The 25,627-nt window shown below is 43.8% G+C and carries 26 protein-coding genes; 3 read left to right on the top strand and 23 right to left on the bottom strand.

The features are described from left to right. Window positions 1-17: 17 nt before the first annotated feature. The 4 genes from ACUNWA_RS13780 to ACUNWA_RS13765 all read right to left on the bottom strand — a co-directional run bounded on the left by ACUNWA_RS13780 (window position 18) and on the right by ACUNWA_RS13765 (window position 6,350). The gene (locus tag ACUNWA_RS13780; protein WP_445592506.1) at window positions 18-3,374 is read right to left on the bottom strand and encodes a TonB-dependent receptor; all 3,357 of its coding nucleotides are present in this window, start codon (window positions 3,372-3,374) and stop codon (window positions 18-20) included. 135 nt (window positions 3,375-3,509) lie between these two features. After that, window positions 3,510-4,508 (bottom strand): FecR family protein, encoded by a 999-nt coding sequence (locus tag ACUNWA_RS13775; protein WP_445592505.1) that lies wholly within the window; start codon window positions 4,506-4,508, stop codon window positions 3,510-3,512. A gap of 81 nt (window positions 4,509-4,589) precedes the next feature. Beyond that, window positions 4,590-5,174: an RNA polymerase sigma-70 factor gene (locus tag ACUNWA_RS13770; protein WP_445592504.1), complete on the bottom strand. Its 585-nt coding sequence runs from the start codon at window positions 5,172-5,174 to the stop codon at window positions 4,590-4,592. Between the two features lie 135 nt (window positions 5,175-5,309). Further along, on the bottom strand, window positions 5,310-6,350 hold the full coding sequence (locus ACUNWA_RS13765) for a hypothetical protein (protein ID WP_445592503.1): 1,041 nt from the start codon (window positions 6,348-6,350) through the stop codon (window positions 5,310-5,312). A 273-nt stretch (window positions 6,351-6,623) separates the two neighbouring features. Between ACUNWA_RS13765 and ACUNWA_RS13760 the strand changes: the two genes are divergently transcribed. After that, window positions 6,624-6,998: a YccF domain-containing protein gene (locus tag ACUNWA_RS13760; protein ID WP_445592502.1), complete on the top strand. Its 375-nt coding sequence runs from the start codon at window positions 6,624-6,626 to the stop codon at window positions 6,996-6,998. A gap of 41 nt (window positions 6,999-7,039) precedes the next feature. Here the strand turns inward: ACUNWA_RS13760 and ACUNWA_RS13755 are convergent, their stop codons facing one another. Beyond that, window positions 7,040-7,747 (bottom strand): phosphoadenylyl-sulfate reductase, encoded by a 708-nt coding sequence (locus ACUNWA_RS13755; RefSeq protein WP_445592501.1) that lies wholly within the window; start codon window positions 7,745-7,747, stop codon window positions 7,040-7,042. Continuing rightward, window positions 7,716-7,961 carry a hypothetical protein gene (locus ACUNWA_RS13750; RefSeq protein WP_445592500.1) on the bottom strand — a complete coding sequence of 82 codons (246 nt, stop codon included), beginning with the start codon at window positions 7,959-7,961 and terminating at the stop codon, window positions 7,716-7,718. Before ACUNWA_RS13750 ends, ACUNWA_RS13755 begins: the two co-directional genes overlap by 32 nt. Before the next feature lie 135 nt (window positions 7,962-8,096). On the opposite strand from ACUNWA_RS13750, the gene ACUNWA_RS13745 reads away from it, so the two are divergent. After that, window positions 8,097-9,296 carry a saccharopine dehydrogenase C-terminal domain-containing protein gene (locus ACUNWA_RS13745; RefSeq protein WP_445592499.1) on the top strand — a complete coding sequence of 400 codons (1,200 nt, stop codon included), beginning with the start codon at window positions 8,097-8,099 and terminating at the stop codon, window positions 9,294-9,296. Between the two features lie 121 nt (window positions 9,297-9,417). Here ACUNWA_RS13745 and ACUNWA_RS13740 read toward each other — a convergent pair whose 3' ends face one another. The 17 genes from ACUNWA_RS13740 to ACUNWA_RS13660 all read right to left on the bottom strand — a co-directional run bounded on the left by ACUNWA_RS13740 (window position 9,418) and on the right by ACUNWA_RS13660 (window position 24,367). Beyond that, window positions 9,418-10,716, bottom strand: a complete 1,299-nt coding sequence (locus tag ACUNWA_RS13740) for an outer membrane protein assembly factor BamB family protein (RefSeq protein ID WP_445592498.1) — start codon at window positions 10,714-10,716, stop codon at window positions 9,418-9,420. Window positions 10,717-10,913: 197 nt separating this feature from the next. Further along, complete coding sequence (locus ACUNWA_RS13735; protein WP_445592497.1) at window positions 10,914-11,465, bottom strand: 2-oxoacid:acceptor oxidoreductase family protein; 552 nt, start codon at window positions 11,463-11,465, stop codon at window positions 10,914-10,916. Window positions 11,466-11,477: 12 nt separating this feature from the next. Next, entirely contained in the window at window positions 11,478-12,275 is a 798-nt protein-coding gene (locus ACUNWA_RS13730; protein ID WP_445592496.1) for a thiamine pyrophosphate-dependent enzyme, read from the bottom strand. Between the two features lie 4 nt (window positions 12,276-12,279). Then, on the bottom strand, window positions 12,280-13,374 hold the full coding sequence (locus ACUNWA_RS13725) for a 3-methyl-2-oxobutanoate dehydrogenase subunit VorB (RefSeq protein WP_445592495.1): 1,095 nt from the start codon (window positions 13,372-13,374) through the stop codon (window positions 12,280-12,282). Window positions 13,375-13,403: 29 nt separating this feature from the next. Then, window positions 13,404-13,628, bottom strand: coding sequence for a 4Fe-4S binding protein (locus ACUNWA_RS13720; RefSeq protein ID WP_082326261.1), 225 nt, complete (start codon window positions 13,626-13,628; stop codon window positions 13,404-13,406). 225 nt (window positions 13,629-13,853) lie between these two features. Continuing rightward, window positions 13,854-14,420, bottom strand: coding sequence for a Crp/Fnr family transcriptional regulator (locus ACUNWA_RS13715; RefSeq protein WP_445592494.1), 567 nt, complete (start codon window positions 14,418-14,420; stop codon window positions 13,854-13,856). Between the two features lie 18 nt (window positions 14,421-14,438). Continuing rightward, a complete protein-coding gene (locus tag ACUNWA_RS13710; protein ID WP_445592493.1) occupies window positions 14,439-15,755 on the bottom strand; it encodes an aminotransferase class I/II-fold pyridoxal phosphate-dependent enzyme in 1,317 nt (438 codons plus the stop codon). 304 nt (window positions 15,756-16,059) lie between these two features. Beyond that, complete coding sequence (locus ACUNWA_RS13705) at window positions 16,060-16,584, bottom strand: flavodoxin (RefSeq protein ID WP_445592492.1); 525 nt, start codon at window positions 16,582-16,584, stop codon at window positions 16,060-16,062. Between the two features lie 15 nt (window positions 16,585-16,599). Then, entirely contained in the window at window positions 16,600-17,439 is an 840-nt protein-coding gene (locus ACUNWA_RS13700; RefSeq protein ID WP_445592491.1) for a prephenate dehydratase, read from the bottom strand. Between the two features lie 181 nt (window positions 17,440-17,620). After that, window positions 17,621-17,764 (bottom strand): hypothetical protein, encoded by a 144-nt coding sequence (locus ACUNWA_RS13695; RefSeq protein WP_445592490.1) that lies wholly within the window; start codon window positions 17,762-17,764, stop codon window positions 17,621-17,623. A 13-nt stretch (window positions 17,765-17,777) separates the two neighbouring features. Further along, a complete protein-coding gene (locus ACUNWA_RS13690; RefSeq protein WP_445592489.1) occupies window positions 17,778-18,206 on the bottom strand; it encodes an acetolactate synthase in 429 nt (142 codons plus the stop codon). 9 nt (window positions 18,207-18,215) lie between these two features. After that, the gene (locus tag ACUNWA_RS13685) at window positions 18,216-19,514 is read right to left on the bottom strand and encodes a phenylacetate--CoA ligase family protein (RefSeq protein WP_445592488.1); all 1,299 of its coding nucleotides are present in this window, start codon (window positions 19,512-19,514) and stop codon (window positions 18,216-18,218) included. Between the two features lie 14 nt (window positions 19,515-19,528). After that, window positions 19,529-21,115, bottom strand: a complete 1,587-nt coding sequence (locus tag ACUNWA_RS13680; protein WP_445592487.1) for a sodium:solute symporter family protein — start codon at window positions 21,113-21,115, stop codon at window positions 19,529-19,531. A 10-nt stretch (window positions 21,116-21,125) separates the two neighbouring features. After that, entirely contained in the window at window positions 21,126-21,305 is a 180-nt protein-coding gene (locus ACUNWA_RS13675; RefSeq protein ID WP_445592486.1) for a symporter small accessory protein, read from the bottom strand. A gap of 19 nt (window positions 21,306-21,324) precedes the next feature. Further along, entirely contained in the window at window positions 21,325-21,756 is a 432-nt protein-coding gene (locus ACUNWA_RS13670; protein ID WP_445592485.1) for a hypothetical protein, read from the bottom strand. A 5-nt stretch (window positions 21,757-21,761) separates the two neighbouring features. Continuing rightward, a complete protein-coding gene (locus tag ACUNWA_RS13665) occupies window positions 21,762-23,075 on the bottom strand; it encodes a phenylacetate--CoA ligase family protein (protein WP_445592484.1) in 1,314 nt (437 codons plus the stop codon). Between the two features lie 20 nt (window positions 23,076-23,095). Next, window positions 23,096-24,367 carry a hypothetical protein gene (locus ACUNWA_RS13660; protein WP_445592483.1) on the bottom strand — a complete coding sequence of 424 codons (1,272 nt, stop codon included), beginning with the start codon at window positions 24,365-24,367 and terminating at the stop codon, window positions 23,096-23,098. Window positions 24,368-25,092: 725 nt separating this feature from the next. On the opposite strand from ACUNWA_RS13660, the gene ACUNWA_RS13655 reads away from it, so the two are divergent. Then, window positions 25,093-25,578 (top strand): hypothetical protein, encoded by a 486-nt coding sequence (locus tag ACUNWA_RS13655; RefSeq protein ID WP_445592482.1) that lies wholly within the window; start codon window positions 25,093-25,095, stop codon window positions 25,576-25,578. The last annotated feature ends 49 nt before the right edge of the window (window positions 25,579-25,627 follow it).

The raw sequence follows: 25,627 nt of genomic DNA, 5'->3' as shown, positions 1-25,627 counted from the left end.
CTCTTTAAATTCAATGATTAAAATTTAACATTCACACCAAATGTAACTGTCGTTGGTTTCGGATACTGGAAAAAGAAAATATTCTGTCCCCATTGGTTATCACCCCACGAAGTCGATTCTGGATCATAGCCCTTAAAATCGTCTGAATGAAGTACGAAAAGATTATCAACACTGGCGAAAATGCGACATGATTTTAACCCATATCCACTAAGTAAAGCATTGTCGAAGGTGTACCCCATAGAAATCAGGTTACCTCTCAAATAAGACCCGTCAACAACCCAATGATCATCCACTTCTGAGTTTTGACCATTGAGGGGTGCGTTTCTGATTTGCTGAACCATTGTATTTTGGTTGGATTCAGTCCAGCCATCATAGAGAATGGTCGAAAGGCCATTAGCATAACCTGTACGATCTTCGGTTGAGTGGAAAAACTGCTGCATGATTTCTACCCCAAGGGTGAACTGCAAATCGACCATCAAATCGAAATTTTTATAATTGAAACGATTGATAAAACTTCCAGTCAAATCAGGTAAACCTTTACCAATAATTTCACGCTCGGAAGACCGTTTGGCAACACCCGGAACTGCACCAACAGCAGCAGCCTCGGCGGCTTCGTCGGTTCCCCATGTTCCTAATCGGCGATATCCCCAGAAAGAGCCCAAAGACTCACCTACTCTTAAGATAGTTTGGCTACCAGACACCCACCATGGTCCCGGAAAGATATCTTCGTCATTCTCTCCCAGCTCTTCAATTTGATTTTTGTTGAAGTTCAGGTTCAGACTTGATTCCCACTGAAAATCATTGGTTGACACGTTTTGTGTTGTCACCAGGAAGTCGATACCCTGATTTGACACCGAGCCAATATTATCCGTTACTGAGGTAAACCCAGTAGAGTGTGGCACTGGACGTCCGAGTAACAAGTCTGTGGTCAACTTGTAATAGTAATCCATTTCCATGGTTACCCGCTGATTCAACATGGTTAAGTTGAAACCGATATCAAATTGTGATGTTTTTTCCCACTCCAGATCCGGATTGGGCAAGCGGGTAACTACATTGTAGTTTTCACGGGCTCCATTCAACAGAACAGTTCCTCCTGAAATAGTGGCTAATGAACGGTAGGTTCCCAATTCGGTGCTACCCGTGATACCGTAGCTGGCACGTAACTTGAAGTAATCGATTAAAGATGAATTACTCATAAAATCTTCGTTAGAAACAACCCAGCCCAATCCGGCTGATGGGAAATAACCATATTTGTTGTTCTTTCCAAAACGAGAAGAACCATCGGCTCGACCTGTGATGGTCGCCAAGTATTTATCTTTGTAAGAATACCCAAAACGGAAGAAGTAAGAATTCATAGCCCAACTTTCGTAATAAGATCCTGGTGCATCCGGATCGCTGGCTGCTCCCATGTTGTTATACTTGAAAAAGTCATCAGAGAATCCAGAAGTGCCGGATGTATTGTTACGATAGATACGCTCCTGCCAACTCATACCCAATACCGAGTTGATACGGTGGTCTCCAATACTCTTATTGTATGACAAATAAGTCTCTTCCTGCCAATACATGGTTTCATAATCGTTGACATTGGCCCAGGCATTCGGATAAGAAATATTCAAAAGGTCTTTCGGGCTATACTCTCTATTTTGACTAATTTGGTTATCGATACCAAATTGCGTTTTCAACGAAAGATCCTGTGTTAAGTGGAAATTGAAAAAAGTGTTCCCAAAAAACTGAGTCCGGTTTCTTAAGCGTTCTTGAGTTGTCAATACGTGCACTGGGTTAGCCATTCCTTCCAGAGCAAAATTGCTGGTGCTCGAGCTGTTACTCCAGCTTCCATCAGGAAATTTAACCGGCATAATCGGTATATTTTCAATCATCGAACGGCGTGGCATTTGGTGACCGCCACCTTCTTCTATTTCATTCTCCCAGGTCTTATTGATCAACATATTGATTCCAAAGTCAAACCATTCGCGAGGACTGGCATCATAAGCAATTTTCGCATTCACACGCTTCATCCATGAGTTCAGCATCACTCCCTCATTTTCTGAGTAGTTCAAGAAGGCTCCAACAGATGATTTTTCATTTCCTTGTTGAATACTAATTTGGTGATTGTGACTAACAGCTGTGCGCGTTGCTTCTTCCTGCCAATCGGTATCATATAGCGGCTTACCATTAGAGTCAAAAAGATTTGGATCTGTAAAGTCAATTGTTGGCGCTTCACCAGCTGCATAATCTTTATACTTTGGTGCATTTTCGTAGCCTGTTTTAATAACTTCGAGCCATTCTTCGGCATTCAGCAAGTCCATTTTTTTACGCACTTTTCCGACACTGATGTAACCATTATAGCTAACAACCACTTCTCCGGCTTTTGCTCCTCGCTTGGTCGTTACCAGAATAACACCATTGGCACCACGTGCTCCATAAATCGCAGCAGAAGAAGCATCTTTCAACACCTCAATACGCTCAATATCGTTCGGGTTAACCAGGTCAAAATTTTCCATCACCACACCATCAACAACATACAATGGGCTTGAAGTTGTCTCGATGGAGTTCATTCCCCGAATCATAACCCGAGTGCTTCCGGTTGGAGAACCGGAGTTGGAGAAAATATTAACACCAGCTACTTTTCCTTTCATTCCCTGAAGCGCATTGAATGAAGGGCGCTCTAAAATATCGTCAGCTGTAACAACACCGACCGAACCGGTAATATCCGATTTACGTTGAACACCATAGCCAACAGCAACCACTTCTTCCAGTCCAATCACATCTTCGGCCATAATAACTTCAATAGAGCTTCGGCCATCCACCAGCACCTCCTGGGTTTGCATTCCAACAAAGGAAACAAGCAATACCGCATCGGAAGGAACGCTGCTAATCGTAAATTCCCCGTTGAAATCAGTAACTCCTCCATTCGATGTTCCCTTGATAATAACGGTAGCACCGGGAATTGATTCGCCACGACTGTTAGTTACCTTACCACGAACGGTTTGTTGTTGTTGAGCTTGTTGTTTACCGACCGTCAACAAAATCAGGTTATCATCCATCACTTTGTAGGTTACCTCCTGATTTTCAAAAAGCGTGTTGAGCACCTCATCGACACTCTTGTTGTTCGCTTTAAGGTTCACTTTGCGTTCGACGTCAATCTGCTCGCGTTGATAGAAGAAACGAAAATCTGTCGTTTCCTCGATCTCCATCAGAACATCTGAAATCTTTTTCCCTTGTAAGTCCAGGGTCAGTTTCGTTGTTTGCGAATACACAGAGGCCGAAACCTGCATGATGCAAACCAATAGCGTAAGTAGGGTCAGCTTCATCTTTAAAAACAGATTTTGTTTTTCCCATCGATTCTCAGGGAATGTAAATTCATTTTTTTTCATAAATTTGGAAGTTGTTGATTAATAATTAATAGGTGTGACAGCACCTGGTTATTAACTTTCTGGCCGGTTGGATGTGACAGCATCTGCCGGCTTTTTAGTTTGGGTTAATTCGTTTTTACATAGGCTTCCTCCAGCTTATTTTTTCTTTATAATTACTTTCTGGTCCTGAATGACATAATTAATAGGGAGTGTCTTTTGCAGAATATCCAACACTTCCACTATTGTTTCATTTCTAATAGTTCCGTCGTAATGGTGTTTCAGTAGCTGCTGATCCTGAATGATAATATCAACACCATATTTCCGCTCCAGCAGGGTAATTAATTCACCCAGATTCATATTGATAAAAATGAGCTTATTATCTTTCCACGAGGAAAACAGATTGGCCCTTACTTCTTTGAGCTTGACCGTTTTTTCAGTTTTATTATACACCAGCTGCTCGCCTGGTACAAGCTCAATATCGCGCTCCAATTTCAAGCTATTGGCTGACTGAACCTGAATACTTCCCTCTTCCAGGGTCGTTACAACTTCCTGATCGTCGCGATAAGCTTTCACGTTGAATTCGGTGCCCATAACCTTAACATCGTATTGGTCGGTATGAACCAGAAAGGGAATCTCTTCCGAGTGACGTACATCAAACCAGGCTTCTCCGTTCAGATACACTTCGCGCTTGGTTTGACTCATATCGGTAGCATATCTAATTTCGGAACCCGAATTTAAAAAGATGATTGTTCCGTCGGGTAAGATTGCTTGTGAGATAGATCCTTTGGGAGCGATGGCAGTGTAGTAAGTGGTTTCTCCCACGCGCTCTGGTGCTTTAGGTTGAAGTAGGTTACCAATCAACAGGCCAATGAGTAGCATGGCTGCGGCCACATACCACTGCATTTGCGGCAGTTTGCGGACAACAGTTCTATTTTCAGATGTTTCAATTTTCTTCCACAGGCGCTCAAAACGCGACTTCCTTTCCCGTGTGTCATCCTCAGCTGCAGGCGCTCCTTCTAGCTGTAGGTACAGCTCCTTTTTCAGGTCATACTCCACCCCCTCCTTATGAAACAAAGCCAACAGCTCTTTTTCATCTTTCCCCGACACGGTCCCGGTTCTTAACTTGTCTAATTTCCTATTCAACGAATCGCCCATTCTTGCCTAATATTTTACTTATAATACGAAGGAGTGCCTCCGACTACTCACGCCTCACAAAAAAATATTAGAAAAAAAGGTTTAAACGAACAGGTAGATAAAAAGGAGGGCCAGAACCGAGTTCTGTTTCAGGTTTTCTTTCAGAAAAGTTGTGGCGCGATAGACTTGGTTTTCAACGGTTCGCTTCGATAAGCCAAGACTTTCAGCGATCTCTTCATGGCTAAGCCCTTTTTCCTTTCTCAGCTTGAAGATCTTGCGCCGTTGCTCCGGCATTTGTTCCATCAACTGGTTAATTTGCGCCAACATGTCGTTGTACACCACTTCATCCCAGGTGCTATCGACTTCATTGGTTGCTCCACTCGCAAATTCATGAAAAGCCTGCTCCAGATTTTTCCGGCGAATAAAATCATAAATACTATTAACGGCGACTTTGTACAGGTAAGATTTGATGTTTCCGGAGTCATTCAATAAATGACGTTTATCCCATAACTTGAGGAAAACATCCTGAACCAACTCTTCAGCATCATGCTCTGACTTTAAATAGCCCAAAGCAAAGCGGTGAATCTTCGTGCCGTAGCGATCATACAAGACCCGAAAAGCATCTTTCGAGCCTTCCTTCAAGAACCTAGTCAATTGATGATCACTTATCTCCCTGGATATTTTCACGCAGATCCGATTTAGTTGGCTTCAGACAAAGATAAAATAATTTCTATGCGTACGCCGTCTTCCAACTCAATTTTACAATCATCACACAATTGTCATCAGTCTGAAGTATCGTGAACGAATGCCACTTACAGAAGATCAATTTTTCTGAATCCAAGCAGTACGCTCCACGGAGTCGCGCTGCTGAGCCAAAAGTGGCTGCAAGACCAGCGTCGTATCTTTAAGACCAGAAAAGATAAACGTAGGCATTTTTCCGGCGGACGACACAAAGTTCAGGTATTGAATCGGATCACCGTTCTGATAGACCAGCGCCTCGCTCCCCATTTGAGGATAGCTCAGAAACAACGAACCGTAAGTCAATGAAAAGGCAGGATCATTCTGCTTCCGCTCGACAATTGAAGGTCGCATACCAATCAGGATTTCCACCTCATCGCCATTTTTCCATTTCTTGGCAATCTCAGTAAACTCACCGGGTACTGCTTTATATTTCACTCCCTTACAGACAACACTAGCCCGATCGGCCCATTCCGGAATCCGAAAGTAAAAATTCAGAAAACGGGTATCCTGCAGCTCAATTTTCAGCCTGATCTTTCCATCATACGGATAGTCGGTCGCTTGCACCAGACGCACAACACCACCTGTTGTATGCTCATATTGCAAACTTGAGCTTCCATACACATTAAAGAAAACACGATCGTATAATTGCGTATAGAAGAACGATTTTATCTGCTTTTCACTCAAACTATTTTCCCCCGCCGAGTTGTAGACCACCCGCTCCAAAGCATCAGCAAAGCGAACTTCTTCGGTATATTTCAATAAACTATCATTCAAGTTCACCCAAGCTTGCAAGTCTGCTCTGGACAAGTCTTCAAAACGCAACAAGACATTCTGATTCAGCTCTTCCCATTGATCAGACAAAGCTGTTCCTTTCAGCTCCTCGCGCGCTACTTTTAGTTGTTCCAACTCATTCCCAAGCTGATTAATCTGCTTTCCAAACAAGGCTGTATCGAAAATACCGAAGTCAACTTCTGGCATGCTCTGCATCATCTCGGCTATAACTCCCCCAAGCGAGATCTGCTCCGCAGAAATCTTTTCCGCGGTATTTATAGGATCTCTGGCCGGTTTCAAGCTACACGAAACAACGATAAATAAGAAAAATAGGACACTCAGCTTTCTCATGATTTTATTAACTTTTCTGTTGTAAGAAACAGCAAAAAGAAGTTCAGGTTCAAACAGAAATTATTTCATTTTATTAAAACAGGACACTTGACACCTTATTTTCTTCTAGTGAAGAATTGAGGCTTTGTCAAACGAGAAAAACTTAGCAGCGATGTCAAAATAAAGTCGCCATTCTATATTTATCCCGAAATAAGCATGTTTCACCGAAAATAAAAAGCACAACTAAACGAAAAACCCTACTTTAGACTAGCAAACTTAAAAGTACATCAACACATGAACACACTTGGAAATATTATTTGGGTCGTTTTTGGCGGCTTTTTCATTTTTCTGGAATACGTGGTTGCGGGAGTCCTGTTGTGCTTAACCATTGTCGGTATTCCTTTTGGCCTACAAAGTATCAAAATGGCACAGATGGCGCTTTGGCCTTTTGGCAAACGTATTGAATACATGGATTATGCGCCGGGGTGCTTATCCACAATTATGAATATAATCTGGCTGCTGATCGGTGGCATCTGGATTGCCTTGAGTCACCTGGTTTTTGGCTTGCTCTTTGCCATTACCATCATTGGTATCCCCTTTGCCAAGCAACATTTCAAATTGGTGAGCCTGGCCCTTACGCCATTTGGCCGCCGAATTGTTGACCGCTAAAAAAAGCAGGCTTTCAAGGCCTGCTTTTCGTTTTCTATTTTTTAGTGTGTATGTAAGCCACACTCTTTCTTCGAGTTATCTTCCCACCACCAGCGTCCGGCGCGGAAATCTTCGCCCGGCTGGATAGCGCGGGTACAGGGCGCACAGCCAATGCTCACAAACCCACGATCGTGCAATACATTGTAAGGCACCTGATTTTCCTTCACGTATTCGCGACAGTCGTCCAGGCTCCAATCCAATAGCGGATTAAATTTGACCACTTCAAAACCACCATCCCAAACAAATTGTTGCAGATCATGCCGGTTGTTTGACTGCGAAGCGCGCAAGCCAGTTATCCAACATTCCATGCCATTCAACGCACGGCCCAGCGGTTCAACCTTACGGATCTGACAGCATCGCTTCCGGTTGTCTACCGAAAGGTAAAAGCTATTGGGGCCTTTTTCGGCGACAAATTTTTCCAGTTCCTCATTTTGGGGGTACAACGGCTGAACAGGCTTCTGATATTTTTCGAGGGTGCGATTGTACACCTTATGCGTTTCTTCAAACAAACGCCCGGTATCCAACGTAATGACTTTAATGCAGATATCATTTTTAAAGATAAAGTCGGTGATCACTTGGTCTTCAATACCAAAGCTCGTCGTAAAAACTACTTTCCCGTCGAACTTTTCGGCCAGGGCTTTCAATGTCTCAACGATTTCTTTCTCCTTGAATTCAGCATTAAGCTGCTCGGCTGTTTTTATAGTAACCATTTGATATTCCTTTCGTTTTATTCCAGTAATATTCGACAAAAATAATCATTTTCAACCACGATGATAAATAATGTGTTATTTCTCTAAAGAATCCTCCAATAGAAAGAGGCAAAAAAAAGACTTGAGCCATTTCTGAAAATACATTTTTAAGCATCTGCTGTTTACCGTAATCTGGCCTCTCTAGTCTATCGCTACACTGGAGTTGTTCTTTCAACCCAGAACAACTAGCTAAGCAACAAGAGGTTAAAAGCCAAATATAATTTGGACTTTCGAAAAAAAAGTACTTTATTGATTATAAAAAATTTAGTTCCTTTGAAACAAATTACTTAATGCAAAAAAGATAGAATTAATGGGAAAAGTATTGATCATTGGCGCGGGTGGCGTGGGAACAGTTGTTGCTCACAAAATGGCTGCGCTTCCTGAGGTTTTTACCGAAATCATGCTGGCAAGCCGTACCAAGGCAAAGTGTGATGAGATTGCAACTAAAATTGGTGGTAACCGTATTCAAACCGCTCAGGTTGACGCGGAAAACGTGCCCCAGCTGGTGGAGTTAATCCGTAGCTTCAAGCCGGACCTGGTAGTCAATGTAGCCCTTCCCTACCAGGATCTTCCGATCATGGATGCCTGTTTGGAAACTGAAGTCAGTTACCTGGACACCGCGAACTACGAACCCAAAGATGAAGCAAAATTCGAATATAAATGGCAATGGGCATATCAAAACAGGTTTAAAGAAGCAGGGATTACCGCTATTTTAGGCTGTGGTTTTGATCCGGGAGTTACCAGCATTTTCACAGCACATGCCGCCAAACACCATTTTGACGAAATCCACTACCTGGACATCGTCGACTGCAATGCCGGGGATCATGGAAAAGCTTTTGCCACCAACTTCAATCCAGAAATCAACATCCGGGAGGTAACCCAAAGAGGAAAATACTGGAAAGATGGTCAGTGGGTAGAAACCGAGCCACATGAAATTCATAAACCTCTGAATTATCCGAATATCGGCCACAAAGAGTCTTACCTGATTTTTCATGAAGAACTGGAGTCATTGGTAAAGAATTTCCCAACTATTAAACAGGCACGTTTCTGGATGACTTTCGGACAGGAATACCTGACGCACTTACGCGTGATTCAAAATATTGGTATGGCTGGCATTGAGCCGGTAATGTACGAAGGACGCGAAATTGTTCCGATTCAATTTTTGAAAGCCGTTCTACCTAACCCAGGAGATTTGGGTGAAAACTACAAAGGACAAACCTCTATCGGCTGCCGCATTAAAGGCTTGAAAGATGGGAAGGAAAAGACCTATTACGTGTACAATAACTGCGACCACGAAGTGGCCTATTCCGAAACCGGCACGCAGGCTGTTAGCTACACCACTGGTGTTCCGGCCATGATTGGCGCCATGATGTACCTGAAAGGCTTATGGAAAAAAGAAGGTGTCTTCAACGTGGAAGAGTTCAACCCGGACCCATTTATGGAAGCGTTGAACGAACACGGCTTACCTTGGCACGAGATTCACAATACAGATCTGGAAATGGACTATTAAGCCCAATCAGCATAGCAAATATAAAACCCGGCAACTTGTCGGGTTTTGTTTTTCTATCGAGATCGATGAATAAAACGTGATTCCCAGAGGTATCTCGTTCTGCTTCGATTTCAACTTCAGACTATTTCTCTTGCGCTACTGCAATCTTATACAAAAACTTATCACTTCGTTGCAGAATCGCTCCTCTCAAAATAGCTGGCGTCGCTTTAAATATTCCATCGAGCCTATTTTCAGCAAGCAGCTCAAAATCCAGCACTGCCTTAATCACAGTAGTTTCTCCCTTATTATTCGTAAAATAAATTGCCCCATCAGCATAAATCGGGGAGCAATTGAAATGTCCCTTAAGCCTTTCGGTCCAATAAACCTCGCCATTACCTGGGTTCAAACATGTCAGTGTTCCACGCTCCTCAATCATAAACATCAAGCTATCTACAATCACCGGAGTTGAAGTTTGAGGAACATGCTTATCGGTTTGCCAAACCACATGCGTATCCGTGATGTCACCTCTCCCTATAGGATCAACAGCCAAAAGCTTAGCAAAATAAGGCGCCCCTTGCGACAGCACCCAGCCAGAATTAACCAGCACCAAGCCGTTGTAGTATAGTGGCATGCTTACAGCCGAATCTTCACCATAAAAAACACGCCAGTTCTCCTCTCCTGTGTGCGGATCGTAGGAAATGGCGAACAGCGATCGGTTGGTAATCAACTGATCATGGCCATCAACCTGAATTATTAAGGGTGTTTGGTACGACTTCCGATAAACCGGTGCTACTTCTTCATAAGCCTTCTGATCAGGCGTTCCCACCTGCCAAACCGTTTCACCCGTATGCTTGTTCAGAGCATAAATATTTTGGACATCGGTTCCTTCCAGATGAACAATCAGCAACTCCTTGTATAAAATGGTTGAAGAAGCTGCGCCTTGCAAATGCTCGCAATTTAAATCCGTCCGACTCCAGACCACTTCGAAGTTCCGGGTATCGATACAGGCCGTTCCGTAAGTGCCATAATGCACGTAAACAAAACCCTTTTCAATGCTTGGGGTTGGAGTGGCATAGCTGTTGGTGGCGTGCATTCGCTGAACCGAGTCGGGGCGGTACAGCTCCAATTCCTGAATCAGCTCACCTGAATCAAAATCAAGGCAAACAACAGAGAACCATTCTCCATCGTGGTCAGCCGTCGTCATCCAAACTTGTTGATCAAAAACTACTGGCGATGACCAGCCTAAACCTTTTACAGGTACTTTCCATGCCATATTTTCCGTTTCACTCCACCGAATGGGTACATTTTCGGATTTCGATAAGCCATCCAAATTGCTTCCACGAAGGTGAGTCCAGTTTTCCGGTTGTATTCTTGAACAAGAAAAGAAAAGTTGTGCCAACAGAAAAAGCACGAAGGTGACAGGCAGAATCGGTCTACGCATGATTAGTTGTTTGTTAGTTGAATGATTTGATGCTTAAAGATCGTTAGTTATTCTGTTTTTCAAAGCATTGTTGTTCTATATTTTTTGATTTCATCACTACAAAAAATTACAAATCAAGCCCGGATCACCTCAATTAAGCACCCAATAAAAAAGCCATCCCTAAGGAATGGCTTTTGTTCGATGTATAATCGGAAAGATTAAATTTCATTGACAGCTTCCAGCTTTTCCTGCCCGGCCTGGATGGCTTCGAGGTTAAGCGGAATCAATTTATGATGACGCTCAGGAAGCGATTTTTCCAATCCTTTGCGGATACTTTCCATTTCCACAATGGGCTTGGCCTTCAGGTAAGCGCCCAGCACCACCATATTAAACGTCTTCACATTTCCCAGGTCAGCGGCAATCTTTGTGCCTTCAATCTTATAAATATTGATATCTGTTCGCGTGGGAGGATTGACAATCCCGTTGGGATCATACAGCAGTACACCACCCGGTTTTACAGTCTTTTCAAACTTATCCATCGACTGTTGATTCAGGATAATCGCGGTATCAAATTCATGCAGGATAGGCGAACTGATGCGCGCATCGCTAATGATTACCGATACGTTGGCTGTACCGCCGCGCATTTCGGGACCGTAAGACGGAAACCAAGTTACTTCCTGATCCTGCATAACGCCTGAGTAAGCCAAAATTTTTCCCATGGAAAGAACACCTTGCCCACCAAATCCGGCGATAATTAATTCTTCAGTCATGATTTCAATTTTTTAGTTCTTTTTAAAATAAGCATCCGGAGCATCACGCTCACCATCTTTCATATCACCCATGGGGAAAAACGGGAACATGTTTTCTTCCATCCAAGTATTGGCATCAACCGGGTTCAAGCGCCAGCCCGAGTTACAGGTTGAAACCACCTCCACAAACGATGTTCCTTTCTTATCCAGCGCATTCTGGAAGGCCTTTTTAATGGCTTTCCGGCATTTGCGCGCAGTAGCAGGGGTATGCGCCGACTGGCGGGTAACATAAGCGGTACCGGGCAATTGCGCAATCAGTTCGGTAATTTTCAAAGGATAGCCGTTGCGCTCCAAGTCGCGTCCACAAGGGGTGGTCGCAGTCACCTGTCCCAGTAAGGTAGTCGGTGCCATTTGTCCGCCAGTCATCCCATAAATCGCATTGTTGATAAAGATGACAACAATATTTTCACCGCGATTACAGGCATGCATAATTTCAGCGGTCCCAATGGAAGCTAAGTCGCCATCGCCCTGGTAGGTAAACACCACCTTATCCTCATTCACACGAGCAATTCCGGTAGCCACAGCAGGTGCCCGTCCGTGAGCTGCTTCCTGCCAGTCTATATCGATATAGTTGTAAGCAAATACAGAACATCCGACCGGAGAAACACCAATGGTTTTCTCCTGGATGTTCAGATCCTCAATCACTTCGGCCACCAAGCGGTGAACCACACCATGCGTACAGCCCGGGCAATAGTGCATGGTTTTATCGGTCAGCAATTTGGGTTTCTCGTAAACCAGGTTTGCGGGCTTAATAATATCTTTAATATCCATCTTTTTAAGCTTCAATAAGTTTTTGTTCCAATGCTTCCACTACTTCACCCGGCGTAGGAATAATTCCACCTAACCGGCCAAAGTATTTCACTGCTGCCGAACTATTGGCACATCCAACGGCTAGCTGAACATCTTCAATCATTTGTCCAGCATTCATTTCAACAGTCAAAAAGCCTTTTACTCTTTTCGAGAGCTCTGCAATCGGCTTTTTCGGGAACGGGTACAGCGTAATAGGTCTTAGCAAGCCTACTTTCAAGCCTTTGGCACGAGCCAAGTCAACCGATTTTTGACAAATACGGGCCGAAGAACCAAAAGCCACTAAAATGTACTCAGCATCTTCACACTGAAACATTTCGTAACGAACTTCGTCCTCTTCCATTTGTTTGTATTTTTCCTGGAAACGCATGTTATTGCTTTCCATTTTGGCCGAGTCCATTTCCAACGAAGTAATGACATTGTAATCGCGGTTTGCCTTCTTCCCATTGGTTGCCCAGCTTCCACATTTAGCGTCAATTTCTTCAGCAGTCATGCGGGGTTTATAGTCGCTTAACTCCACTTTTTCCATCATCTGACCAATGGCACCATCCGTCAAAATCATGGCTGGATTGCGGTATTTGTAGGCCAATTCGAAGCCCAAATCAACAAAGTCATTCATTTCCTGAACCGAAGACGGAGCCAGTACGATGAGTCGATAATCACCATGTCCGCCACCTTTTGTCGACTGGAAATAATCTGCCTGTGATGGCTGAATAGTCCCCAATCCCGGGCCTCCACGTTGCACATTCACAATTAAACACGGCAATTCAGCTCCGGCAATGTAAGAAATACCTTCTGCCATTAAGCTGATTCCGGGACTTGAAGAAGAAGTCATCACTTTTTTTCCGGATCCCGCTGCCCCATAAACCATATTTATAGAGGCCACTTCACTTTCGGCCTGCAGAACAACCATACCGGTTTCATCCCAGGGTTCGCGGTCCATTAACGTTTCCATCACCTCTGATTGAGGGGTGATCGGGTAACCAAAGTAACCGTCGCAGCCACACCGAATGGCGGCTTCTGCAATTACCTCATTCCCTTTCATTAATCTTAATTCTCCCATCTATTGAATCTTTTTAATGTTAACAGAAATTAGATCTTAACGCGGTATACCGTGATACAGGTATCCGGACAAACTACCGCGCAGTTTGAACAGCCAATACAAGCTTCGGGATTTTCCATGAAGGAATAATGATATCCCCGGCTATTTACCTGTTTATTTTGTCCTAAAACCTGCTGCGGACAAGCAACAACGCAAAGGCCACAACCTTTACATTCCTCAGTGTCAACAACAACTGCACCTACTACTTTTGCCATGGTTCTTTATTTTAAAAATTTCTCCACTCAAAAAAACCGACTTCCCGCATGCTGCGGCCTGTTCAAGCCGGACTTACAAATCTAAAACATCAGCACTGATGAGCTTGCAACAAATGTTGCATATTCATCAGTTTCGTATTTCGAACGATCAAGTCAAACGAGTCTGACAGGTCGAAGTCGCTCAAATTCACGCCGCTGATTGTCTGACTAATTATCATCATCGTTTCAAATTTTATTCAATATCCGCGTGAAAATATTGCGGTGAACACCCAGATAGGACGCAATATGCTGTCGCTGTACCCTGGAAACCAGATCACCGTGGTCTTTCACAAATTTCTTTACCCGCTGCGATGCCGTTAAGGATTGCAGCATGTGCACTCTTTTTAAGGCATTGACATAACTTTCCTCCGCCATGCGCATCACCAAGCTTTGCAAATCGCTACTGCTCGCCAGCATCTCATCAAACTCCGGTTTCGTGATATAAATGATTTCAGAATCTTCATAGGCACAAATGGCTTCTGATGAATTTTCACCAGACAAAAAGGAGTCGTGACTACTGACAATGGCATTATGTGGCAGATAAAAAAAACGCGAAATCCACTCCTGTCCACTCTCAGCAACATAGGTGGCATACATTAGGCCACGCAGCAAAATCCCCAGCTTTTGATTGGGTTCATCGTAAGCCAAAAACGGCTCGCCCTTCTTCAACAAAACAGGCACCTGTTTCGAGAAATACGCCTTCAAATGAATCAAGGTTGAATTATCAGGTGTATTTATTGAATAGGCACTCATTTCTCTATCTTCGATCGATTAGTTCACAGGAAAAGCAGCGGCAAACAAGTCCAGCCGTTTGTCTAAATCATCAAATTGATTACGCTGAACATGCGAGACACAAGCCCGCAAGCCTTCTTTTTCACTACCGGTATTCTTCAAGGTAATGGCACTTACTCCATAGTAAAGCAAATTGGCCAGCAGTTCTTCGCCGGTCATTTCGGGATAACCAATGGTGAAGTAAAAACCATCGCCCACCAGTTCTTCTCCATCTTTCTCGTAAACGATGTAAAAGCCATGTCTCAGGAAAATTTCTTTCATGATTTTAGCTTTCGCTCCATACTCCTTCACCTCATTAATGAAGTTGAACTTTCCGTCGCTGGCAGCTTTAAACATGGCCGCCAACGCATACTGAGCCGAATGGCTGGTTCCTGAAGAAAGCGTATAAAGCACCCTTAACACGATTGTATTGCCAAAGGTATTGCTCTCAAACCGGGTTTTCAGATTGTCGTAGTCGCGATTAAAAAGTGCATCAGAAATAATCATCATGCCGCAACGCTGACCGGCATAGGAAAATATTTTCGAGCTGGAAACGAACAAAACGTAATTATCCGTGTAGCGTGCCACAGTCGACTGGTACGGCTCTTTGCCCGGTGTATATAAGTCTTTCCGGAAATCCATGGCAAAATAAGCCAGGTCTTCCATCACAATAACATCGTATTTATTTGCTAATTCTCCAATAATTTGGAGTTCATCTTCGGTAAAACAAATCCAGCTGGGGTTATTGGGGTTTGAATAAATAATGGAATTAATGTTTCCCTTTGAAAGAAACTGCTCCAATTTTTCGCGCAACTTCTCTCCCCGGTAATTAAACACATCGAAGGTTTCGTATTTGTGCCCCATCACCAGCATTTGCTGCTTTTGCACCGGAAAGCCGGGATCGATGAACAAGGCTGTATCTTTTTTCGGATCAACATTGGCCGCCACCAGAAGTGCGGCATAGGTTCCCTGCATGGAGCCCACTGTTGGAATACATCCCGACGGATCAACATCCACATTCATGAATGATTTGACAAAACGGGAAGCTTCGTACTTCAGCGGCTTAATGCCATCCATCATCGGGTATTTGGAGGCCACGCCTGATTTCAGCGCTTTAATTTCGGCATCAGTTCCCACCTGAGCAGGTGGCAGCCCCGGCACGCCCATCTCCATACGGACAAACTTGTCGCTACCTTCTTCTTCTATTAAGTTGACTAAAGCTACAATTTCCCGTATCGATGCCTGACCGACATTTTCAATTCGTAGTCTGGCAATATTCCGTTCAACGAGTTGTTGATCTATTGGTGTCTTTTTCATGCATTAAAATTAGCAGAACAACTCCCGCAGCTATTATCCATCCGAAGATACGATTGGTCAAAATTCGTCAAACTCAGACCACTTTACCTTCGTTATTTTTTAATAGCAGACAGAAATCCTCATTAAAAAAAGCAAAGTATTCCCGATTTACCAAAGAACTGCAAAGTATTGCTGAGCAGGTTTTACAAATCGACATAACTTGCAGAGTGAAAGAATAGAATTGATATTTTTTTGAAATAAATCAATCTAAATTAAAAGAAATTCAGGCCTTTTTAACGACCTGAATTATATCATATTTTCCGATTTACAATCCGAAGTCAGCTTTAATCGATTCGAGCCAGTTCGCAATTCGTTCATCGGAAAGGTCGGGCTCAAAATCTTCATCAAGTGGCAAGCCTACAAACTGTCCATCAATCAGAGCTTCGGACTCTTCAAACTCGTATCCAGAAGGATCAACGGCTCCAACGATGTTCACATTTTGCTTGTTCAGTTCTTTGGCCAATCGTCCCATGGCATTCACAAAATGACCGGGATAAGTGACGTGATCTCCCAAACCAAAAAGAGCAACCACTTTTCCTTCGTAGCTGGCTTTGCTCACTTCAGGGAAAAACTTGCTCCAATCGGTATTTGAATATTCTGAATCCCAGGTTTCTTTCCCTACGGTTGAAATCCCAAAAATAATTTTATCATATTTTTCGAGGTCAGCTGCGGTGGCGCTATTCACAGAAACCATATCCACTTTATCAGTTCCAATGGCGGCAGCAACCTTCTCTGCGGCACGATGTACTGATCCTTTTTCAGGCCCAAAAAACAATCCTATTTTACTCATAATTCACGTATTTTATTATTGATTTTGTATCTCCAATTCTCCTCGGACATATTCTCCTAAAATAGATAAACTGGAAACATTTTTCAAAATTAAATGAATGGCATGTTCGTAATTCCCGGTCGAATCCCATTCCACATCAACATGGATCGTGTACTCATTGGGTTTACCAAGAATCGGAACCGACAAAATTCGATTCAGGTTGATTTTATTTTCAGCGAAAATATTCAGCACTTTAGCCAATGCTCCATAATAATGCCCCACTTCAAAGCAAATAGATGCTTTATTGTTTTCGTCGGAGTGATTGGCGTGTTTCGACAAAATCCAGAAACGGGTATAATTTTTCTTATTGCTCTCAATCCCTTTGTCAATCACATTTAATCCGTACAATTCAGCTGTACGGAGGTTCCCGATCGCTGCAGCGTCCGTCAGGTTTTCCTCAACCAACAGTTTCCCGGATGCAGCTGTATCCTGATTCTCTCTGATTTTAGCATTTGGAAAATACTTCTCAATGTACTCTGTACATTGGCGGATTGCAATTGGATGCGAATAAATGGTTTTGACATCTTCGGGTTTAGCGCCCGGAAGCATCATCAAATTCATCTGAATATGGATGTATATTTCACCAATAATGCGCAGGTGATAATCGCGGATGAGCGAGTAATTCTGAATAATACTCCCGGCAATTGAGTTTTCAATAGCCATTACCGCAATGTCAACCTGGTCAGAATCAATCTGCTCGCATACGCCTTGAAAGGATCTGCACTCCATCACGTCAATCTCTTGATCTCCAAAATAATTCCTTGCAGCATCTTCGTGAAAGGAACCTGCAATTCCCTGAATAGCAATTTTCTTCATACCTTTTTATTATCGATTAAAAAATCCCGCAGGATTAGTCCGGGACAATTTACGCAAAAACGTCTTTATAACCCTCGGGAACAAACAACGGCCCAATAAAAATTAACAAAAAAATGAATATCCTTTCATCAGAACCAAGCTTTCAGGAAGACGAGAACATACAAGGCTTTCGTCTGTTTTTTTACTCCTGAACCTGCTCTGTTGTCTGACCTTTCAACCCATCTTTCACCCGTTTCGAAAAATCCTTCCAGCTAAAAGCAATGGCTAAAAGCAGGATCAATATAAAACTGATCAGGAATTTTTCAGTGGTGCTAAGTTTCCGCATGACCGCTTATTCTTTAGAGTTTATACAGATCACTGGCGCGAACCAGTTCCATCTGATGATCTTGTAGTACTTTAATACATTTCTCAATGTTGGCCGGTTTCAACACAATGTTGGCCGATTGTTTATCCATTGAAAACGCGTAAAGATACTCAATAAAGACTTCTTCAGACGATAAAATATTCAAGGCTTTGGCTAAAGCGCCCGGAACATTCGGGCTACTCAGGCATACCACCTCTGTTAGATTGACCGAAAAGCTGGCCTCTTTCAGCACTTGGTAAGCCCTATCCGGGTCAGATACAATCATTCGCAGAATACCAAACTCTGAGGTATCGGCCACACTAAAGGCTGACATATTAATGCCGGCATCACTCATCAACTGAGAAACTTCATTCAGGCGTCCGCCCTTGTTTTCTAGAAAAACCGCTAGTTGTTTAATAATCATATCAACCTCCTATAATTTTCGGTTATCAATTACCCGCTTGGCTTTACCTGCCGTACGTTCGATTGTTTTGGGTTCAACCAATTTCACATTCACTGAAATGCCCAGCGTACTTTCAATGTTATGCGTAATTTTTTTGCGTAACACTTCCAGCTGCTTCACCTCATCAGAGAAAAACTGCTCCTGCACTTCTACCATAAGTTTCAGGCTATCTAAATTACCGTCCCGCTCCACAATAAGCAAATAATGAGGTTCCGTTTCGCTCATTTCCAACAACACACTCTCAATTTGCGATGGAAAAACATTTACCCCACGGATGATCAACATGTCATCGCTCCTGCCCTTACATTTTTCCATGCGAACCAGTGTTCTGCCACAGGTGCATTTATCGTAATTCAAACGCGTCAAATCGCGTGTACGGTAGCGAATAATCGGAATGCCCTCTTTGGTTACCGTTGTAAAGACCAGCTCACCAACTTCTCCGGCAGGCAGCGGCTCTAAGGTTTCAGGATGAATAATTTCAGGAATAAAATGATCTTCGTTCACATGCATGCCACACTGGTGTTCGCATTCGCACGAAACACCCGGTCCAATCACCTCACTTAAACCATAAATATCGATGGCTTTTAAACCCAATTTATTTTCAATTTCGCGGCGCATTTCCTCCGTCCAGGGCTCAGCACCAAAAATGCCCACCCGGAGGTTCAAATCTTCTGTTTTGATTCCTGCATCGGCCATAGCTTCAGCCAGGAAGAGCGCGTAAGAAGGCGTACAAGCAATAACGCTAGTGCCAAAATCCTGCATCAGCTGGAGCTGTTTTTGCGTGTTTCCTCCGGAAATAGGAATGACCGAAGCACCCAGATTCTCGCAACCATAATGAAGTCCCAGGCCTCCGGTAAACAACCCATAACCATAGGCAATCTGCACCATGTCGTTACGATGTACACCAGCCATGCACAAGGTGCGGGTAACCACCTCGGCCCAGGTGTTTAAATCTTTGCGGGTGTACCCCACTACTGTAGGCTTTCCGGTTGTGCCGGAAGAAGCATGTACCCGAACAATTTCGCTCATGGGTACAGTAAACATGCCAAAAGGGTAGTTGTCGCGCAGGTCCTGCTTGGTGGTAAAAGGCAATTTCGACAAATCATCAATCGACTTGATATCATCGGGTACCAGCCCTACTTCCTGCATTTTTTTCCGGTAGCTTGGGATGTTATGGTAAATCCGCTTTACCGTATCGACCAGGCGCTCCGACTGAACGGACTTCATCTCTTCGCGGCTGGCGCATTCTATCTTTTCATTCCAGATCATAGCTTATCTATAGATTAACGAATGCCTTTAAGGCAGGCATCCAAATGTTTTGGTTCTACTTTTTGTGTCATCACGCTCACCCCCACCATCACTAAGATGGAGAGCGGCAAAGCAATCATTATCGGATCAATAATCATCCAGGGGAACTGGTCAATCAAGACATCTTTTCCAAATATTGCCTGACAAATACCCAGTGGCGCTGACTCGGACTGATGTACCATAGCCAGCATAAAGGCGCTGGCAAGCACCCCCGCAACCATGCTCCATTGAGCTCCGGAACGAGTGGCTCCTTTCCAGTAAAGCCCGGCAAAATAAGCAGGCAAAAAAGCAGCAGCACAAATTCCAAAGAAAATGGCAGTCCCTCGCGCCACAATTCCAATGGGTAAGTTATAGCCAATGATTATGCTGACAAGTATAGCTACTACAATTCCAATTCGGGAAATCAGCATGCTATTCAGAACCTTACCAGGGAAAAGATTTTCGAAGAAATCTCGTCCAATGGCGGTTCCCATGGTATGAAACTGCGAACTCAAGGTAGACATGCCCGCCGAAAGCAAGGCCAGCATAAACAGGTAAACAAACCACTCGGGCATAGCTGCATTAAGGAATTCGGGAATAATCAGGTCGACATTTCCCTGCCCCACTTCGATAGCCAGCTGCCCTGTTTGCTGAAAAAAGTACAGGTTTGACAAGGCACCAACGGTATAAATAAAGCCGGTAACCACAAAAATGAATATTCCGCCGATTAACACCGCACGATTCAATTCCCGGTTACTTTTGACGGTCATAAACCGCACAACCAGCTGAGGCTGGGCCAGCACGCCAATACCGACTCCTAAGATGATGTTGGTGGTTAAGACCCACCACCAGGCAGACCCCATGCGTGGGAAAGCCGTCCAGCCCTGGTGTCCCTTGGTCTGCAGTGTATCCGGCACTAAGTTGGCCATATTGGTTAAAGCCTCATGCGCTCCAGACACGCCACCTAGCTTAATATAGGTCATTGCCAGCAGAAAGAATAAACTCAAAAACATGATTCCTCCCTGCAGTGCATCGGTGTACATCACCCCTTTCAAACCTCCGGCAATAACATAAGCGGCAATCACCAGTGAGAAGAAAGTCAGGGCAATGCCAAAATCGATGTCAAAAATGCTTTCTATAAAGCGAGCGCCTCCAACAAGTACCACCGCGGCGTACAAGGGCATCGCAAGAAAAATAATCCCCCCACTAAACATCTGAATCTTTTTGGATTGAAAGCGATTCCCTAAAAACTCGGGGAACGTATGGGCATCCAGGTTGTGCCCCATCTTTCGTGTGCGCCTTCCGAAAAATACAAAGGCAATAAACACTCCTATAAAAATATTTAACACCGTAAGCCAAATCAGCCCCATGCCATAAACCCCCGCAATGCCTCCAAAGCCAATGATGGCGGAGGTAGAAATAAAGGTCGCACCATAAGAAACAGCCATCACAAAAGGATGAATTTCGCGACCACCCAACAAATAATCATTGGCTGTTTTTGTGTTTTTAAATCCCACATAGCCCAAATAGGCAATCACCAACAGATACGTAATGACGACCAATCCAAGAGAAAACGTATTCATAAATTCCGGTTTAAAGTTGTTCTTTCAGTTGTTCGTCTTTTAGCTCCCAAGCCACGTCTTCCTGGAGCTCCAGCTCATCCGTTTCGCAGCCCTTGTTCCAGTTTTTTACTCCATACCAAATACACAAGAGCAAACTTAAAACCGCCAACAGATAGCCCAGGTAAATTGAAGGATCGTTAATTCCCAACATAAGTTTCTATTTTATTCGTTTAGTTTCCGTACACCAGTTCATCGCTGAGTGGCAAAAGGTCGTTTTGAGCCACCAGCTCCAGGGCAACCTCGTAATCCTCCACATCCACAATGAGCAACGCTGTTTTCCCATCCTCTAAAACCCGGCCATAGGCATTCAGAAAGTTGAGCCCGGCCTGTGCCAATTGCAACAAGATTTCATCCAGCCCGCCCGGGTGATCATCCATACCAAACACAAGCACTTGGCGCAAAGCAGCCGAAAGGCCATCTGCCTGCAGCGCCTCTTTTGCCTTTTCGGGCTGATCAACCAGCAGATTTAAAATTCCCCACCCACTTGCGGTATGCGTAAGAGTCATGGATCGAATATTGATTGTATTCGCTCTTAAAATACGCGTAACCCGCTCAAAATGTCCGGTTTTGTTTTCCAAAAAAATGGAGACCTGATAAGCCATAATTTCTAAATTTTCACAGTATCTAAAACACGTTTGTCATTCACCCGTATCGCTTTCCCTTCTGATTTTGGGAGCGAACCGGGCTCAACAAGTTTGACGATGGGCTTAGCTAGCACTTCATCCCGAATTTGATGCGTAATCATCCGGCTAAGCCGATCCAACCGTGTAATATCTCCATTAAACCAATCTCTCCTAACTTCCACCTCAACAATCATTTCATCCACCCCATCCACATGTTCAAGGGTAATGAGGTAATCGGAGCCTACTTCCGGAATCTTTAGTAGCACCCCTTCAATCTGCATGGGGAATACATTACACCCCTTAATGATGAACATATCATCACTACGACCTGCAATCCGGTCAATTCGGGCATGCGTGCGCCCACAGGCACATGACCCCGGAATAATTCGTGTTAAGTCGCGCGTACGATAACGAACAAGCGGCATGGCTTCGCGATCCAGGGTGGTCATCACCAGCTCCCCAATCTCTCCATCAGGAACCGGCTCCAAAGTCTCCGGATCGAGAATTTCGACCAGGTAGGCGTCTTCCCAAATGTGCAAGCCGGCTTGATGCGTACATTCAAAAGCCACTCCGGGGCCATTCATTTCTGACAGTCCGAACGAATTGTAGGCTTTTACCCCAAACAGCTCTTCAATACGTTGCCGTTGCTCTTCAGTATGAGGCTCGGCACCTATCACAAACAGACGCAAGTCGGTATCCTTCCGCGGATCCAGCCCTTCGGCCTGAAAAACCTCATACAAACGTCCCAAATAACTAGGAATAGCATGGACCACCGTAGTACCGTAATCTTGCATCAGTTTGATTTGACGCAGGCTGTTACCCGCTCCGGCAGGAATGCTCAAACACCCCAACCGCTCAATACCGTATTGAAAACCAAGACCTCCAGTAAACAAACCGTAACCACATATATTTTGAAAAACATCGGTATCGCGAATACCGGCACAAAACAGGGAACGAGCCATCAGATTAGACCAGCTGCTAATGTCGTGCCGGTTATGAAAAATTACTGTTGGATTACCTGTCGTTCCGCTTGAGCTGTGCAAACGGATAATCTCTTGCTTCGGTCGGCTTAAAAACCCATACGGAAAATGATTGCGCAAATCCTGTTTGGTGGTGAATGGTAATTGACGAATGTCGTCAATGTGTTTCAGCTTATCAGCTGTAATTCCCTTTTGCTGGTATAGTTGCTTGTAAAACGGTGCCTTCCCAGCATCCAGAATCGTTTTCTTCAGCCGTTCAAGCTGTAGTTTTTCCAGCTTTTTTCGCTCTATGGTCTCAAATTCTTTTTCCCAATACATTGGTGTGTGTTTTTCTATCGTTAAAAGACATACATCATCATCACAATGAAACGGTGATTGGTTGTCAGATGCTTATCGGCATATAAACCGTCCGAGAAGTCAAATTCGCCAACCCCGTAGTTTGCCGTGGTCATTTCATATTCAGCAATCACTCTCACTTTGGAAACATTCAGTGCCACATGAGGAGCTACACGAGCCAAATCCTGCACATTCGTAAGCAGCCCAGCCACAACGCCTTTTCCTACCCCATCGTCATACAAAGGAGCATCGGCACCCAAGTTTCCGCCGTACCCCAGAGTCATCCCAACCTGCCACTTTTGCCCATAAACCATATTGAGCAAAGCGGTATAATTGCTGTAATTGGTATAGGTTTCCGCACCCGTTGTCAGGTCGCGCGTGGCCACGCCATAACCTCCAAGCATGGTCAGGTGTGTCATATTTTGGCCGTAATACCCTTTGGCTGTCAAGCTAAAACGACGACTCTGATGTTTCAAGTAGGCCATAAAACCACTGCTGGTTAAAAATTCATCTGCTTTGAACGTACCATCGGTTCCGGCCACCGTCATGCGCGGTTTAATCCGCTTAATTTGAGCACCGGCCCCAAGGGTTAGTCCATTATAATTATACTCAGTTGACCAAACCAGCTCAGGCATCACACCATTGCGCTGTGCCTGTGTAGGGGTAGTATAATTACTGGCCTCAAAACATTTCGAAGTGTATTGATTTTCATAAACCGCAGCTCCGGATACCGTCCAGTAGCCGGCTTTAACATCGTAGCGAATTTGAGGCGAACGATTAAATGCCTGAAAAGGCGAACCTGTATTCAAACCTGCCACCGTAGGAAAGACACCTCCACCCCAAAAGGGATGCCAGCTCTGCCCTACCAACAAACGTGATTTTGTCCAGTCGAAAACCACATTGGCATGGCGAATCCGAAACAGTGTCGGATCAGTTTTCACAATTCCGCCAAAATCAAACTCAATGGTACCGCTGGTTTTAGCACCAAAAATCTCCGGCCCATCAACTTTAACGCCCAATCGCGAAGCAAGAGCCGACAAATTCGAGCTAGCCTGCTCATTAATATCTTCGCCATTGGCATCTTGACCCACATAGAGCGGAACCAGGTAAAATAACTCATTGGCAGCATCCAAGCCTTTGTATGAATCGATAAAAATCTCATTCCGCACAAATCCGTATAAATTCAGATTCAGGTCTTTGCCCTTCTTCTCTTGTGCATTTCCAAACAAAATCATCCCCATGAGGCAAAGCAAGCCCATCAATTTCTTCATCATTGTCAATTTAAAAGCAGTCTATATTTTTTGTTTTTCAGACCAAATGGCGGAAAACTGACTTCGGCAAAATGCAAAACAGTCCAATCGGGAAGACATTTTGGGCGTTAGTTAGCGTCATTTTGGTTCATTGGGAATCAAAAATAAAAGAAAACCCTGTCCGATCAATGGAAGCTATAAGTCAATTCCTTAAAAACAAGTCGATTAAATTACGATCCATCAAGCAAACAAGCCGATAAACAAGCAATTGTAAATTTCAGAACCAAAATTCTATTAATTTGAAATTTCAGTAATTTATAATCGTTTTGAATAATAAATGCTTGCAAACGGGCCGAAAAGCACTTCCCCGCTCGCTGTTATTTATAATTAGAGCCCCCTCCCATTGCATAGGAATTTTCTTTGCTCTGACACAAATTTGAGCCAGCGCAAAGAAAAGCATGCTTGATCATCACGACACGGATTTCAACCTCCCATCAGCAGTCAGAACTTTAAGTTTCTGCTTCACTCAGCCAAAGGGTAGGCAATTAATATTAATAACTTAGCAAACTACCCCACACCCCCCTAAGGATGAGATAAATATATTATATAACATGCTTTGAAAAATAGGAGCAAAAGCATTGCTGACATATGGAATATTCTTCAGAACTTGTTTCCTGATGATAAAATTCCACCAGACAAAATGGTTCTCCTGAAAAGAAACTAACGTAACTTAATTTTTGGGGAATGAGATGAAAAAATACCGACAAAAAAAAGAGGTTCTCAAAATACTGTACGCAGCAAATACCAGGTCTGCTGATTTAAGTCTTTCTGAGGGAGTAATCAATCGCCCCCAGCAAAGCTCGCTAAATACTCCTGCCTCGATAACGGCTTTGGTTCGATTGCCCAAAGAGGAAATTCGGCAGAATAAAACGTCACAAATCACGCGCATTTTTCGGCATCACCTTCTAAACCTTACATCAAAAGATATTAATCAAACCTACAGGCGATCGGAAGAGTTCGCTATTGCGCTACTAAATAAGGTTGGTCATGCCATGGGTAAAGCACTGCCCATCTTGATCCAACTATTGAACCTAAGAGTCATTGTTCTGAGTGGTAATCATGCAGACGCGAATCAACACATTCCAGTTCCTATCCAGCATGCACTCAATCGTTATTACCTCAAAATATCGATTAACAAGCACTTGTCATTACTTCAAAGAGGTCAAGCTTGTTAGAGGTTACGACGATCTATTATAACTATTTATTTAATCAGACAACAATTCA

The organism is Sunxiuqinia sp. sy24 (assembly GCF_052677165.1).
This window is presented reverse-complemented; position numbering and strand designations above follow the sequence as displayed.